General features: G+C 47.1%; 15 protein-coding genes and 1 riboswitch. Of the genes, 8 read left to right on the top strand and 7 right to left on the bottom strand.

Annotated features, from left to right (window positions below; genetic code table 11):
* Nucleotides 1–112: 112 nt before the first annotated feature.
* Both gerQ and H9659_RS12880 read right to left on the bottom strand, forming a co-directional pair.
* The gene (gene gerQ, locus H9659_RS12885) at nt 113–484 is read right to left on the bottom strand and encodes a spore coat protein GerQ (RefSeq protein WP_191691208.1); all 372 of its coding nucleotides are present in this window, start codon (nt 482–484) and stop codon (nt 113–115) included.
* An 18-nt stretch (nt 485–502) separates the two neighbouring features.
* On the bottom strand, nt 503–922 hold the full coding sequence (locus tag H9659_RS12880) for a cell wall hydrolase (protein WP_318240730.1): 420 nt from the start codon (nt 920–922) through the stop codon (nt 503–505).
* Between the two features lie 568 nt (nt 923–1,490).
* On the opposite strand from H9659_RS12880, the gene H9659_RS12875 reads away from it, so the two are divergent.
* The gene (locus H9659_RS12875) at nt 1,491–2,444 is read left to right on the top strand and encodes a nuclease-related domain-containing protein (RefSeq protein ID WP_191691206.1); all 954 of its coding nucleotides are present in this window, start codon (nt 1,491–1,493) and stop codon (nt 2,442–2,444) included.
* Between the two features lie 226 nt (nt 2,445–2,670).
* Here the strand turns inward: H9659_RS12875 and hemQ are convergent, their stop codons facing one another.
* Nucleotides 2,671–3,423: a hydrogen peroxide-dependent heme synthase gene (gene hemQ / locus H9659_RS12870; protein WP_191691204.1), complete on the bottom strand. Its 753-nt coding sequence runs from the start codon at nt 3,421–3,423 to the stop codon at nt 2,671–2,673.
* Nucleotides 3,424–3,642: 219 nt separating this feature from the next.
* Between hemQ and H9659_RS12865 the strand changes: the two genes are divergently transcribed.
* Nucleotides 3,643–4,485 (top strand): lipoate--protein ligase family protein, encoded by an 843-nt coding sequence (locus H9659_RS12865; protein WP_191691202.1) that lies wholly within the window; start codon nt 3,643–3,645, stop codon nt 4,483–4,485.
* A gap of 29 nt (nt 4,486–4,514) precedes the next feature.
* Here the strand turns inward: H9659_RS12865 and H9659_RS12860 are convergent, their stop codons facing one another.
* Nucleotides 4,515–5,147, bottom strand: coding sequence for an RsfA family transcriptional regulator (locus tag H9659_RS12860; RefSeq protein WP_191691200.1), 633 nt, complete (start codon nt 5,145–5,147; stop codon nt 4,515–4,517).
* A gap of 173 nt (nt 5,148–5,320) precedes the next feature.
* Between H9659_RS12860 and H9659_RS12855 the strand changes: the two genes are divergently transcribed.
* Together H9659_RS12855 and H9659_RS12850 are read left to right on the top strand one after the other, a co-directional pair.
* Nucleotides 5,321–6,619 (top strand): HD domain-containing protein, encoded by a 1,299-nt coding sequence (locus H9659_RS12855; protein ID WP_191691198.1) that lies wholly within the window; start codon nt 5,321–5,323, stop codon nt 6,617–6,619.
* A 15-nt stretch (nt 6,620–6,634) separates the two neighbouring features.
* On the top strand, nt 6,635–7,141 hold the full coding sequence (locus H9659_RS12850) for a YwgA family protein (protein ID WP_191691196.1): 507 nt from the start codon (nt 6,635–6,637) through the stop codon (nt 7,139–7,141).
* A gap of 57 nt (nt 7,142–7,198) precedes the next feature.
* On the opposite strand, the gene H9659_RS12845 is transcribed toward H9659_RS12850, so the two are convergent.
* A complete protein-coding gene (locus H9659_RS12845; protein ID WP_191691194.1) occupies nt 7,199–7,384 on the bottom strand; it encodes a 2-hydroxymuconate tautomerase in 186 nt (61 codons plus the stop codon).
* Between the two features lie 68 nt (nt 7,385–7,452).
* Between H9659_RS12845 and H9659_RS12840 the strand changes: the two genes are divergently transcribed.
* Nucleotides 7,453–7,983 carry a YwhD family protein gene (locus tag H9659_RS12840; protein WP_191691192.1) on the top strand — a complete coding sequence of 177 codons (531 nt, stop codon included), beginning with the start codon at nt 7,453–7,455 and terminating at the stop codon, nt 7,981–7,983.
* Between the two features lie 225 nt (nt 7,984–8,208).
* Here the strand turns inward: H9659_RS12840 and H9659_RS12835 are convergent, their stop codons facing one another.
* On the bottom strand, nt 8,209–8,358 hold the full coding sequence (locus H9659_RS12835; RefSeq protein WP_191691190.1) for a hypothetical protein: 150 nt from the start codon (nt 8,356–8,358) through the stop codon (nt 8,209–8,211).
* Between the two features lie 36 nt (nt 8,359–8,394).
* Nucleotides 8,395–10,452, bottom strand: a complete 2,058-nt coding sequence (locus tag H9659_RS12830) for a transglycosylase domain-containing protein (protein ID WP_191691188.1) — start codon at nt 10,450–10,452, stop codon at nt 8,395–8,397.
* Nucleotides 10,453–10,615: 163 nt separating this feature from the next.
* Here H9659_RS12830 and H9659_RS12825 point away from each other — a divergent pair, with 163 nt between their 5' ends.
* The 3 genes from H9659_RS12825 (at nt 10,616) to H9659_RS12815 (ending at nt 14,458) form a co-directional block, all read left to right on the top strand.
* A complete protein-coding gene (locus tag H9659_RS12825) occupies nt 10,616–11,053 on the top strand; it encodes a DUF1934 domain-containing protein (protein ID WP_191691186.1) in 438 nt (145 codons plus the stop codon).
* On the top strand, nt 11,050–12,717 hold the full coding sequence (gene argS, locus H9659_RS12820) for an arginine--tRNA ligase (RefSeq protein WP_191691184.1): 1,668 nt from the start codon (nt 11,050–11,052) through the stop codon (nt 12,715–12,717). Before H9659_RS12825 ends, argS begins: the two co-directional genes overlap by 4 nt.
* Nucleotides 12,718–13,155: 438 nt before the next feature.
* Nucleotides 13,156–13,339: riboswitch (cobalamin riboswitch) on the top strand.
* A gap of 117 nt (nt 13,340–13,456) precedes the next feature.
* Nucleotides 13,457–14,458 carry an ABC transporter substrate-binding protein gene (locus H9659_RS12815; RefSeq protein ID WP_191691182.1) on the top strand — a complete coding sequence of 334 codons (1,002 nt, stop codon included), beginning with the start codon at nt 13,457–13,459 and terminating at the stop codon, nt 14,456–14,458.
* The last annotated feature ends 7 nt before the right edge of the window (nt 14,459–14,465 follow it).

Genomic DNA, 14,465 nt, shown 5'->3' with positions numbered 1-14,465 from the left:
CGTTGATGTATTAAGGTTCAATACCCGTTTTACAACGTAAGGTGTTTTTATTTGTCTCACTTTTTTAGGTCAGTACCGTCTCTTTTGTAGAGAGCGATGCAGGTGTTTTTTGTTATGGCCGTTGTGGGAAGTAATTGAGCTCTTCGTTGAACTCTGCATAGTCGAAGTAAATCATCGGGAAGAGGAACCGTTTGCCGGTCGCTTGTTCAGATAGGATCACGTGGTCTCGGCCAGCCGCTTCTACCATGCCGGTTACCGCTTTCACGTTCGTGCCTGCTTCCATCGCGTTTTCAAATGAAAAGTGGAACGTCCCGACCTTACCTCGGTTTAACCGTAAGATATTCTCGATGTATGATTCCTCGCGAAATGCACCCGCTGGCGGACGTCCGCTCGGAATGGTGACTTGCGGTGGAACGGTTTGCTGTTGCTGGGGATACTGATATTGCGGTTGCTGATAGTTAGGTGTCCATTGATATTGAACCATATCATCATCCTTTCAAAGTTAAACTCTTGGGCAATCTTGTGCGGTTGGCGAGAAGAAACAGTGTGATTTGTATCGGCCCGTGTTGTATTGTCCGTACCATTGCTCTGGGCAATCTCCAGCGGGCATGAAAAACCAGAGCGATCTTTCAGCAGGCGAGAAACGTTCCCCGTTCACCACACGTCTTGCCAATTTGCGATCAACTTCACGGGCCCGTTGGTAAAAGTAGCCTTTCGTCGTCGCTTCAAAGCCACCGGGTCGCTGGAATACCATATCCTCCAGGTCGCGAATATCTGTGAAATCCAGGCAGTCCGCAAGAACTCGATTCACACCAACATTCCCGACCATGAGCATCCCGAGCTGGCCTTCGCCTTCCGCCTCCGCGCGCATCAACCGTGCCAGCAAATCGATTTGCTTATCCGTCGTCTTAATTACCGCCACACGACAACCCCCTCACACGTATCCTATGAACGGCGCAGCAAAAACATACCAATCATTTTGAAGTACTGATGAGTTGTAGCAGTGCTCATAAACATAGGGAAAACGCTCATAAATCATGAGAAGTGCTCATAAACTCGGGGAAACGCTCATAAACCATGGGAAGTGCTCATAAACATGGGGAAACGCTCATAAACCATGGGAAGTGCTCATAAACATTGGGAAACGCTCATAAATCATGGAAAGTGCTCATAAACTCTAAAAAACGCTCATAATTCTCCAGAAACGCTCGTCAATCACTAGAAAACCTTGTGAAAAATCATCCAATTCTCGTGAATTTACGCTATTCCCTCCGACGCTTCTTAAAATAAGCGAAGCGCCAACAAATCAAGCCCTACCAATGGTTCACAAGCTACTCTTTGGAAACAGGAGCCCTCTTAATAGGAGAAAATAGATACGCCAAACTTCAAGTTTGACACCTTAAAACAGTCCAAAATGCTAACTTGGCAAAAGCCATTCCAATCAGTCAGGAAACAAGCTACCCTCAATGAAAATGAAAGGAAGATTGCTCATGCTCTTTAAACAGCGAACAAAATCCATGCAGTTACAAGGATTGGAATCCCTCGCAAGGAGACTATCTCCAACACACGAGAAGTATCGATTCATCCAGGATGAATTGTACAAAGCCCGTGCCGGATTTGGAGGGGAGCAAGAGTATGACCGATGCATGAAAGAAGTCCATACTGATTTTCCCCATGCAATCTTGCATGACCTCAGCCTTCAGCAAAACGGAGTGTACTTTCAAATCGATTCCCTATTCATAGCACCAGACCGCGTCGTCATAACGGAAGTCAAAAATATCGCGGATAAAATCATCGTCAAAGCGAACCCGACACAATTTCTAAAAGAGTTGCAAAACGGTTCACGCATAGTATTCAGAAATCCAATTGCTGAAGTCGAACGCAAAATCCACTTTTTGACCAGTTGGTTACACGCGCGGGACGTTCATCTACCTGTTACGGGCCTGATCACGTTTGCGCACAACAACGAAATCCTCATCGAAGAACCGCCAGCTATGCCGATCCTGCCGAATTACGAAGCGCCTGCTTTTTTTAGAGAATTATCGATTGAATCCCCGACACTATCCAAACAAGATATCCAACACCTTGCACATATATTCCTGACAGATCACCAAGACTATGACCCTTTTCCACTTGCTGCACGATATGGTATTTATCCAAATGAAGTAATGAATGGGGTACTCTGCCACAATTGTCCAAATGAACAAGCGATCGTTCGTGAAGGGGACACGTGGAGCTGTCCACTTTGCGGGCATAAGGGTCGGGCACCTTATGAGCATGCAATCAAAGAGTATTTCATGCTCGTCGGAAAGTCGTTGACGAACCGCGAATACTGTAGTTTCACTGGATTGACTTGCCGGCATACTGCAAAACGCCTGCTGTCCAGTTCGCTGCTGCGAAAAGTTGGAACACGTAAAGCGACCACGTATACCCTTGCCAAGTAAAACCAAGATTGATTGGCTGCGCTTCGCCTTGCGAAGCGTTTTCTGTCGTGGAAATCCCGCTCATATCCCAGTGGAAACGCTCATAACTCAAGAAACGCGCTCATAACCCAGTGGAAACGCTCATAAAGCAAGAAAAGTGATCATAACCTAGCGAAAACGCTAATAAACCCACAAAAAAAGCCGCCCCAGGAACACTCCCAAGGGCGGCTCGTATAACAAATCATCTTCACACCGCGAAGAAATCGGCGCGTGTAGCATCTTGCAAAATCGTCCCTACGAAGAACTCGCCGAACTCGCTGTAGCGCGCGCTCACTTCGTCAAAACGCATTTCATAGATTAATTTTTTGAATTGAAGAACGTCGTCTGCGAATAACGTAACGCCCCACTCGTGGTCGTCGAACCCGACAGAACCTGAGATGATTTGCTTCACTTTGCCAGCGTAGCTGCGTCCGATCAAGCCGTGGCTGCGCATCATCTCTTTCCGGACATCCATATCGAGCATGTACCAGTTGACATCGCCTTCGCGCTTCTTATCCATTGGATAGAAGCATACATATTGGCTGCGTGGAAGTTCAGGGTACAAACGTCCGCGAACGTATGGATTTTGGTATGGGTCTTCATCCGAATCCCCACCTGCTAAATAGTTGGAGAGTTCTACTACGGATACGTACGAATATGCAGGAAGAGTGAAGTCTGCGATCGTGAGCTTATTGAATTCGGCTTCAAGCTGCTGCAATTCATCCATCGTTGGACGCAACGTCATTAGCATGAAATCGGCTTTCTGACCGACAATTGTATAAAATGCATGGCTGCCTGTTTTGTTTTTATCCGCTACGTTCAGCTTGTCCAGAAACGTGACGAACTCGTCCACCGCATGCTGGCGCTCTTCTTTGGAAATAAGTTTCCAAGAGGTCCAGTCCATCGTACGGAAGTCGTGTAATACATACCAGCCATCCAGAGTTTGTGCTGCTTCAATCATGAGAAATCGAACTCCTTTAAATTGAGATTCGTACGGGTGGACGGAGAAAAATCCCCGAGGCAGCCGTTCTTTTCCCAGTGTACCATAACGGACAACTTCAATTCAGCCAAGACATCGGATGTCACGAATTCGACATGCCGAAGTGAGTGGAAGAGGAACGGATTGTAGTGTAAACTGAGGATAATTCAAACTAAAACATTCACATATAGGAGTCTATTCATGACAGCAATCGAATCGTATTTATCCATCCCGACATGGCGTTATATAGATGAATCCCTCTCGGCTAAAAGTCGATCTGCACTAGAATCGTTCGCAGCGGATGACACCCTTTGTCAGCTAGTCGGCCAACACCAGAGCGCTCCCGCAGTCCGTACTTGGGTGCACGATAACACAATCGTACTCGGCGTTCAGGATCACCGGCTCCCTCATCTGGAACGTGCATTACCGGCTATCCATGAAGCGGGATACAAGACAATCGTCCGAAATTCAGGTGGCCTTGCAGTCGTACTCGACAGCGGGGTGCTCAACATTTCCATCGTACTTTCCGAGCGCAGCGGGTCAATCGATATCTCTGTCGGATATGACGTCATGCTGGAATTTATCCGCATGCTGTTCCCGGAAGCGGGTGAGCGCATCGAGGCTTATGAAATCGTAGGGTCGTATTGTCCAGGAAGCTACGATCTTAGCATCGATGGAAAGAAGTTTGCGGGTATTTCCCAACGTCGATTGAGACAAGGCGTCGCAGTCCAAGTCTACTTATGTATCGAAGGCAGCGGAAGCGAGCGGGCATCACTCGTCAAAGGGCTCTATGAAACGGGGCTTGGGGGAGAGACGACGAAATTCGCCTATCCTGTCATCCATCCGGAAACGATGGCGTCGTTATCCGAATTGCTCGATCAGCCGCTTACTGTCCAGGATGTCAACTTGCGAATCCAGCAACAGCTCCATCACCTTGCAGATAACGTCCAGTCCGGAGGTTTCCGAGATGAGGAACTGGAACTCTATACGTATTACTTGAATCGTGTCGTTGAACGTAATGCCAAAATGATCACCCCAGTTTAACAAAAACATGAAAAAAAGAACCGCCTATTTCAATGAATAGGGGGTTCTTTTGAGATTAAATTTCCGTTCTGTTCCATTTTGAATGCAGGAGCGGTATGCTCTTCTTCTTCATTCAACGTAACGAGACGACGTGCTCGGTTCATGATTTCAACGAATTGCTCGTAATCATCCCGGATTGTCTTGTTGTCTTTCTTCAAACGCTCTATCGTCTTTTCAAGTTCATTCACACGGGCTTGTGCGGTTTTTGCGGTTTGCTGCCAGCGCAGTGCATCGTTATTGATACCACCCGAATGATGCATGCGAATTAAGTATGCAATCACAGTATCCATGGAAAGGGCAGACAGTGGAACCGATACTGCACGCTGTTCTTCATCCTTAGTTTGCACAGAAAAAAGAGGTGTCGCACGACGTTTGAAATCTGAACCTAGCACACGCAATGCTTGCTTGCGTTCTTTCTTCGCTTGGGCCAACTCTTTCTCATAATCTTGTCGAACCACAGCGTTCCAACGAAAACCACATGCCGCTGCTGTTCGATTCAACGCATCCCCAACCTCTTCGAATGCACTTAATTGCGTGCTTCCTTCACGAACGTGTCGTAATACCGTTTCTGCCAGTAACGTATCATTTTCTTCCAACCATGCGTCTTGTCTAATTTTAACCATCTCCAATGCCTCCCATAATTCGTTCTCTCTTTCTACTGACAGCATGGACAGCACGCGAGAATTTTATACAGAACAAAAGATTGATACTTTCATCTTTTTTCGAATGTGCCATTTGCAGCTGTCGGACTTACTGATTTTTGGTATACTAGATAAACGTTGAACGGAGGTGCGATATGTCGTACGAGCATGAGAAACTGGCTGAAGAAAAGGTGTTCAAAGACCCCGTACACCGCTATATTCATGTGAGAGATCGCGTTATTTGGGATGTCATCGGCACACGGGAATTCCAGCGGCTGCGCAGGATCCGGCAGCTCGGCACAACGTATCTCGTTTTCCATGGAGCAGAGCACAGTCGGTTCCAACACTCGCTCGGTGTCTATGAAATTGTCCGTCGCATCATCGACAGTGGTTTCGGAGGGCGTCCAGAGTGGAATGAGGAGGAACGACTGGTAGCACTTTGCGCTGCACTCCTGCACGACCTCGGACACGGGCCGTTTTCTCACGCGTTCGAAAAAGTATTCGATTTGGACCACGAGAAATTCACGCAAGCGATTTTGCTAGGGGAGACGGAAGTGAATGCCGTGCTAAGCCGCGTCAGTCCGGAATTTCCGCAACGTGTAGCCGATGTCATCGGTAAAACCTACAAGGACAAGCTGGTCATCAGTTTGATCTCCAGCCAAATCGATGCGGATCGGATGGATTACTTGCAGCGGGATGCCTACTACACAGGAGTTCAATATGGACACTTTGACATGGAGCGGATTTTGCGCGTCATGCGTCCGGCCGAAGAACAAGTCGTCATCAAGTCAAGTGGCATGCACGCGGTCGAAGATTACATCATGAGCCGCTACCAAATGTATTGGCAAGTCTATTTCCACCCGGTTTCCCGTAGTGCAGAAGTGATTCTCATCAAGATTTTACATCGCGCAAAGTCGCTATATAAGAATAGCTACTCATTCCAACAAGACCCCGCACCATTCCGGTCTTTTTTCGATAAAACCATTACACTTGAAGACTATATCTCTTTGGATGAAGGTGTCTTATTTACATATTTCCAGCTATGGATGAAAGAACAAGACCCGATCCTATCTGACTTATGTCGTCGATTCATTAATCGTAAATTATTTCAATATGCCGAGTTCGATCCTGCGAAAGAATATCGCAAAATCGGTCAACTCGATGCATTGTTCAAAGAAGCGGGGATTGACCCTGAATATTATTTAGTCACGGACTCTTCTTCCGATTTGCCATATGATTTTTATCGTCCAGGAGAAGAAAACGAACGCGTTCCCATCTACTTACAACTTCCAAATGGGGAGTTGAGTGAACTGTCACGGTCATCCGATATCGTCGATGCCATTTCCGGCAAGCGGCGAACGGACCACAAAATCTATTTCCCTGAAGACATATTAGAAGCAGGACAAGAGGACAATCCTCTTTATAAGGAAATTTTACAGCTAGTAAGAGGCTAGAAAGGAGCGTGCGCAATGCTTGCGGAACACGCGAAAATCGTTCAGATGATTTCCCTGGCGGATGAAGTGAATGGCAGAAAGAAACTGCAGAAGATGGTCTACATATTGAAGAAGATGGAGTTCCCCTTCGTAGAGAAATACGAATTGCACATGTACGGCCCCTATTCAGAGGAGCTGACGCTGCGTGTGGAAGAATTGTGTGAGATGGGTTTTTTGGATGAAACATGCACAGACAAAGGATCGTACGTCCAATACTCGTACCACGCAACAGAAGACGGGCTTAAGTTTTCTGAAACCGGCGGCGCTCCGGCAGCATCCCTTGCCCCATGCATCAGCAAGTTGAATGACCAAAGTTCAAGGTTTTTGGAACTCGTCTCCACTTTGCTCTATTTCGACCATTTAGATCGCTCCGAGCAAATCGCAAAGGTGCGTATCGTTAAGAACAAATTGAATTTTTCAGATGAAGAAATGGATGCTGCCTTTGAATTTATTGCAGAAATGGCAGCCTGTGTTGTCGCATAATTCATGCCACTAAAAAACCGGATGCGCAAGGGGATCCCTTGCTGCATCCGGTTTTTCTTATTGGTCGCTCAAGCGTTTTCCGCCGACAGCATAATGGTTTTTCGGCATTTCTTCGATGAACACTACGACGTTCTCGCGCGGAGCATTCGCTGTTTCCATGACCGCTTCCGTCACTTTTTCGACCATCGCACGCTTTTGTTCTTCTGTACGGCCTTCCAACATTTTAACAGTTACATACGGCATACAATTTCCACCTTCCCAGTAATTTCGGTATAGTAGTTATACTACCAGAAAGAAAGGGGTTTGCGGAAATGGCAGACGAACAAAAACCGAAACAGAAGCTAGGGTTCACCATTATAAAGAACGACCCGACGGATGGTCATAAAGGCTTTGGCATCGGATCGCTATCATTGGAAAACATCACACCCGTCATAATCGACACAGAAGAAGAGATCGCTTCCATCCAAATAGGCGCCATGCATGCGAAAAGCGATATCGAGCGGGGCATCAAATTCACGACTAACCGTGAAGACTCAGAGGGCGGCAAGTTGTACTGGCTCGTCTGGGTCACAATCGACTTCAAAGAAAATGGACCGTACTACGCGGGTGTGACGTCTTGTGAAATGATTGTCAATCGAGAAAAACGTCGCGGCTACAAGCTTTTGGCGGATCACGTGAATTTGATGGATAAATCCATGAAGCGCCGCATCATCGTGGACAATATGGATGAAAAGTCGAAAAAAATTCTAGCCGACTTCCTGAAGGATCATAACGAAGACATGTGGAACAACAGCGAAGCGAAACTTCACATCGATCTCAGTGATTCGTCCCCTCATTTATGAAGGATTATGACAAATCACTAAAAGTCAGCAATCAGTAGTTGAATGTATTACCAAAACGAAGTAAACTAATGATAGCTTGCAATTGTAAGCTAGGACACTCGGGTTCGCCCGACATAAAAGCTTCCTGCCCGTTCGACCCAACAGGCAGAAAGCTTTTTTGTTATGAGAAGGAATTTTTATCTGGATGGATGAGGCGTGAAAAGTGTTGGTGGACACTTGCAAAGCTCAAGCAATTGCGAATGTGCCCGTTCCGGAGCCGAACCCGCTCGTTCCGCGCCCGAACCCGCTCGTTTCTAGTCTCAACCCGCTCGTTCCGCGCCCGAACCCGCTCGTTTCTAGTCTCAACCCGCTCGTTCCGCCCGCGAACCCGCTCATTCCAGCGTCATCTCGGGACCAATCCAGCCCCAACCCTCACTCAAAAAACGAAAATGGGAACAACTCAAACCCCTTATCCTTCTTCGACCCGGTCATCCGTGACTCTCGCAATGTTTTGTCCGTGCAAAGCTGCTTGGGGACATCCCTCTCTTTCATGTAAACGAGCCGCTGCTTGCTGCATCCTTCCACAGCCAATCCGCCAGTTTCGATATCGACCGTCACGCCTTTCACACCTTTTGGCGGAAGAAATGGCTCAGACATTAAACCCTCGTGAGCTCCTTCCATGAATTCAATCCAAATCTGCTTCGACACAGATTTATCGACAGCGTTTTCCAGTTGTTTCCCGACATCATAGCCCGTCCAAATGCCAGCCGTCAGTGTTGGAGAATAGCCGATCAGGTATTGATCGGAAATCGTAGTTCCGGATTTTGCTGCGTAAGGCCGAGACTGTTTCGCGCGCATGGAAATACCTGTGGACGTTAAATAATCATTGAATACCGGGTCAAACATTCCAGTCAACAAATGCGTTAGCACAAACGCATTCTGTTCAGTCATCGCGCGCTTTTTCGTCTGTTCCGGATGCTCGTAGACAAGCTTTCCACGAGAATCCTCAATGGACAGAATCATCACAGGATCGATTTTCTTTCCTCCAGACGCAATTCGGTTATACGCACCCGTCATTTCAAACAGCGTCACAGAAGACGTCCCGAGTGCCACCGCAGGAGATTCCGGGAACTTCACATTGATGCCCAAGTTTTCCGCCATCGTATTGTACTTTTTGTAACCGATCTCTTCCAGCGTTTTCACTGCGTATATGTTATCCGACACGGCAACAGCCTGTGCAAGAGAAATCGGGTGATCTCCGAATTTGCCGTTCACGTTGCTCGGTTCATAGGAGGAACGACCATCGTCATACGTGAAAATCGTCCGCTCTGTGGAAATGTACGTGAGGGGATTAAATCCATCTTCCAAAGCCGCCGCATATAAAATGGGTTTCATCGCAGAGCCGGGCTGCCGTTTTGCCTGGGTCACCCGGTTAAACGGGCTGCCTTCAAAACTCCGTCCGCCGACCATCGCAGTCACTTCACCGGTTTCGGGTTTCATTGCAACAAACCCAATCTGTAACTCATTCTCGGGCATCCGTTCTGCAATTACTTCTTCTGCCGTCTTTTGATGCTTCAAGTCGAGCGTCGTTTTAATGGTCCAACCACCTTCAGCAGGGTATCGTCCTTTGTCGGTCAAGATTTTTTCCGCCTCTTGCCACACCTCATTCAAAAAGTAGGGAGCAACATCTTTAGTTCCCGACCAATCCTCTGTTTTAAGCGCTAGTGCCTGCTCGCCCGCGCGATCTTTCTGCTCGGACGATATGAACCCTTGTTCTTCCATTAAACGGAGCACAATCTTTCTTCGATTCGTGGACTTCTCCAAATCTGCAGCAGGCGAATAAATAGAAGGACCTTTCGGAATTGCTGCGATTGTAGCAGCTTCTTCCAATGTCAATTCGTTCGCGGATTTTGCGAAAAAGTACCGACTCGCTGCTTCCACTCCATACATTCCATGGCCGAAATAGACTGTATTCAAATAGCCTTCCAAAATCTTTTCTTTATCGTAAAATAACTCCATCCGATACGCATAGAGTGCTTCATTAGCCTTTCGGGTCCATGACTTTTCATTGGATAAATACAAGTTCCGCGCGTACTGTTGCGTTATCGTACTTGCTCCTTCTACTTTTCGACGCGCCTTCACATCTTTCAGTACAGCGCCGCCAATCCGTTTGTAGTCAAAACCATTATGCTTGTAGAAGTTTTTATCCTCCACAGCTACGAACGCGTCAATCAGGGAAGGGGACATTTCTTCAAGGCTGACCCAATAACGACGCTCACCTGAAAAGCGATCACCGAGTTGCTTATCATTCCGGTCCATGAAAATAGACGCTTCAGGAACACTTAACGAAGGAGGACCGGCAATTTGTGCATACAATCTAAGGCAGACAAATACTGTTAAAAGAGCGGTAGCCCCTGTAATTGCGAGCAGCCCGGCGAAACGGTACCGTGCTCTGCGCTTATTCTTTTTCACATAGTCCGTTCGCCGCATATCATCCCATCCTTCTCGACACTCATTTGAATGTAGTATGCGAAAGGTCAGGACAAATTAAACGGAGGATTTGGAAAAAACGCCTCTCATCAAGCAATGATTGAAAAAAGGGCTGACGAACGTCTATAATAGAGAGATATATGAAATCAAAGGCGGTGAGCGGATGGGATCGCAAAACTCGGCTGTGCCGGTAAAGATTAAGTTGAAGTCGGCAATCCAACATCCCGGACAGGAAACCGACATCTACGAGCTCGAAATAGAGGGGACCATCGTTGAAAAAGCAGGCAATCGATACTTGCGCTATGAAGAAGAGCAAAATCGTGAGCTCATAAAAACGATGATCAAGCTCGACCCGAATGACGCTCTCGTAATGCGGACGGGCGCCATTCGGATGAGACTGCCATTTGAATTGAACGGCAAGCGTGTCGGGACATACGCTAACGGACCACTCGCGATGGACTTGCTCGTCGTGACGAAAGAACTGTCCATTCAATCTGAACAGAAGGCAGGCAAATTCCATGTGCATTACGACATGCACTCCGAACAATCCTTGCTTGGCAGTTACCAACTAACTATTCACTATGCGGAGGGAACACTATGAATGCAGTAGAACAGATTCAGCACGAAGTTAAGATCGCCTTACACAACGCAGTTCTAGCGACAGGTCTAGTAGAAGAAACGGACGTACCAGCTATCATGCTGGAAACACCGAAAAGTAAAGAAAACGGCGATTACGCAACAAACATTGCAATGCAGCTCACCAAATTAGCAAAAAAGCCTCCGCGTGCAATTGCAGAAGCAATTCTTGAAAAGTTGGACAAAACTGGTACATCTATCGAAACGATCGACATTGCCGGCCCTGGATTCATGAACATTGTCTTGAAAAAGGATTATCTGGATGACGTCGTAAAAACGGTAATCGACCAATCAGCACAATACGGACGCAATGATTCCGGTAATCATGAAAAAATCCAAGTTGAGTTTGTATCAGCCAACCCGACAGGCGACTTGCACTTAGGGCACGCACGAGGCGCATCACTCGGGGATTCCCTATGCAACATCCTCGACTTTGCAGGCTACGATGTATCACGCGAATATTATATTAATGATGCCGGGAAACAAGTGGAAAACTTGGCGTATTCTGTGGAAGCACGTTACTTCCAAGAACTCGGACTAGAAAAAGAAATGCCTGAAGACGGCTACCAAGGCCCGGACATTATTGAGATCGCTAAGCAACTCGTCGAAGAAAACGGAGACAAATTCGTGCATGTGTCCGATGAAGAACGTTATCAATTTTTCCGCGAATTCGGCTTGAAAATCGAGCTAGGTAAACTGCAGCAGGATTTAGCGGACTTCCGGGTACCATTTGACGTCTGGTTTTCAGAGACTTCCTTATACAAAGATGGCAAAATTGACGTAGCGCTGAACAAGCTTCGCGAAAACGGCCACGTCTTTGAAGAAGAAGGCGCGACTTGGTTCTGTTCGACTGAATTTGGTGACGATAAAGACCGCGTACTCATTAAAAACGATGGCTCTTACACATATTTAATGCCGGACATTGCGTATCACGAAGATAAATTGAACCGTGGTTTCGATAAACTCATCAACATCTGGGGGGCAGACCACCACGGCTATATTCCTCGTATGAAAGCGGCAATCCAAGCACTTGGTTACGACCGTGACACGTTGGAAGTGGAAGTGGCACAAATGGTGCAGCTCTATAAAGACGGAGAAAAATTCAAGATGAGTAAACGTACGGGTAAAGCCGTCACGCTTCGCGAACTCGTTGAATTGGTCGGCTTAGACGCAACCCGTTATTTCTTTGCGATGCGTTCAGGTGATGCACAAATGGACTTCGACTTAGATTTGGCAGTTTCAAAGTCAAATGAAAACCCAGTATATTACGCACAATATGCGCATGCTCGAATCTCTTCGATTTTACGTGCAGCTGAAGAAAAAGGCGTATCCGCATCTGTTGCCAACGTTTCACTGTTGAAAGCGGAAAAAGAAATTGATTTGATCAAGAAAATCGGGGACTTCCCACAACTCGTCAGCGATGCAGCGCGCCTTCGCGCACCGCACCGCATCACGACATACATTCAAGAACTCGCTTCGACATTCCACAGTTTCTATAATGCGGAAAAAGTGTTGGATGATGAAAACAAAGAGCTGTCAGAAGCGCGCCTCGCACTGATCACAGCAGCACGCACGACGATTGCCAATGCACTGAAACTCGTAGGTGTTGCAGCACCAGAACGTATGTAACCAACAATGCTAAGCCCTCCATAGAGTCACGGAGGGCTTTTTTGTCTGTTGAAAATCAAGCGAAACACTGCCAATTAATCCTTTAAATCCGATGAATTGTGTGCGGCTGCCGATTAATTCGCTCATGTGGCTGATTCTCTGTACGAAACGGCGGATTCTTTCCGAGAAGTGTCCGATTCCTGCAGCCATCTGTCCGATACCCACTCAAATCTGGCCGATTCCATCAAGCCGTCTATCTGTTATCTTGAATCAAGCGAAGCGCAGCCAATTAATCCCTCAAATCCGGTGAATTGTGTGCGGCTGCCGATTAATTCGCTCATGTGGCTGATACTCTATGCGAGACGGCCGATTCCTCCACGAACCCATCCTATGACAATATTCGCCAGTGTCCTCTCGACATTTCCAGACACTTCTGTATAATAGGAATGTATCAAATTACATAACAAACACGAAAAAGGTGCCTCGAGCGATCGAGGTTAAAAGGGAAGCCGGTTAGATTCCGGCGCGGTCCCGCCACTGTACGTGCTAGCTCATCCGCTTTTGCCACCGGAAAACTTCCGGGAAGGCGCCGATGAAGTGTCGATGCACAAGCCAGGAGACCTGCCTTTTTTCGTTAATCACCCGCGATCTACGAGGATAGACATGGTGAAATTTGGCGAAGTCCGCCTTATTTCCAATGCGCTCATCCTCCGAAACGAAACGGGGGATTTTTGTTTGGAAAAAACAGGAGGAACATATTATGAAAAAAATGTGGCAACTGTGGCTCACAGCCGTTCTTGCGGTTCTGCTTCTGACTGCTTGCGGCGGAACAGACGACAACCAAGACAAGGGAACAGACAACAACGCAGCATCGACGGAGCAATCCGGCAAAGATAACGGATCCGATTCAGAAGCAAGTGAAGATGCCGTCACCTATCCGATGACGGTAACCGATGCAACAGGCAAAGAAATCATACTTGAAAAAGCACCGGAAACCATCATTTCGACACTTCCAAGTAACACGGAAATTCTTTTTGAACTTGGACTTGATGACGAAATCGTTGCAGTAGATGACTATTCCGATTATCCGGAAGCAGCAAACGAAAAAGAAAAAATTGGTGACATGAACCTCAATATCGAAAAAATCATCTCCATGAATCCCGATATCGTTTTCGGACACGAAATGTCACTTCCAGGTTCGGAAGCCGGCTATCAGCAAATACGCGATGCGGGAATCCCGGTGTACGTCGTGAAAAATGCGATGAACTTCGATGAAACGTACAGCACAATCGCAGCAATCGGTGAAGCAACAAACAAGCCGGAAGAAGCCTCGAAAATCGTTGAAGACATGAAAGCGAAAGTGGAAGAAGTCGTTGCGAAAACAGCTGACATCGAAACGCCGAAACGTGTCATCGTAGAAACATCTGACGTACCTGAAATCTATGTACCTGGTAAAAATACATTCATGCAAGAAATCCTCGACAAAATCGGTGCTGAAAACGTCGTGACAGAAGAAGGTTGGATCATGATCAGTCCCGAAGAGATCGTCAAACAGAATCCGGACGTCATGGTCATCATGCACGACTACACGCCTGACGTTATCAACACCATCAAAAAACGTGACGGTTTCGCTGACATTACTGCAGTCAAAGAAGACCAAGTCGTACAAGTCGACGCCAACCTAACGAGCCGCACAGGTCCGCGTCTTTCCGAAGGACTCGAAGAAGTCGCGAAAGCAGTTTATCCTGAGGCATTCAAGTGAGAAAACC

The organism is Sporosarcina gallistercoris (assembly GCF_014836415.1).
Classification (GTDB): domain Bacteria; phylum Bacillota; class Bacilli; order Bacillales_A; family Planococcaceae; genus Sporosarcina; species Sporosarcina gallistercoris.
Note: the sequence above shows the minus strand (reverse complement) of the source record. Positions and strands in the feature narration are given on the sequence as shown.